Origin of the sequence: Pseudomonas sp. NPDC087803, from assembly GCF_044742995.1 — a bacterium.
Lineage (GTDB): Bacteria > Pseudomonadota > Gammaproteobacteria > Pseudomonadales > Pseudomonadaceae > Aquipseudomonas.
Genome location: NZ_JBIUVO010000011.1, coordinates 1 through 337, shown reverse-complemented (window position 1 = coordinate 337; position 337 = coordinate 1). Strand labels below are relative to the sequence as shown.

Below are 337 nucleotides of genomic sequence, written 5' to 3'. Positions count from 1 at the left end.
ATGATGAACTGGCCGGTCGGGTTGATGTGGAACTGGGTGTCCTTGCTCAGCAGTTCGGCAGGCAGCACGTGCTTGACGATCAGCTCCATCACGCCTTCGCGCAGGTCTTTGTACGACACTTCAGGGTTGTGCTGGGTCGACAGTACAACTGCGTCGATACCAACCACCTTGCCGCCTTCGTAACGGCAAGTCACTTGCGACTTGGCGTCCGGACGCAGCCAAGGCAACAGACCCGATTTACGGGCTTCGGCCTGACGCTGCACCAACTGGTGCGAGAAGGTGATCGGTGCTGGCATCAGCACGTCGGTTTCGTTGCTGGCGTAGCCGAACATCAGGC

The 337-nt window shown here is 59.1% G+C and carries 1 pseudogene; it reads right to left on the bottom strand.

Going from position 1 to position 337, the window contains the following annotated elements:
* Positions 1-337 (bottom strand): annotated as a pseudogene (locus tag ACIOUG_RS09385) (methionine adenosyltransferase); the annotation flags it as partial.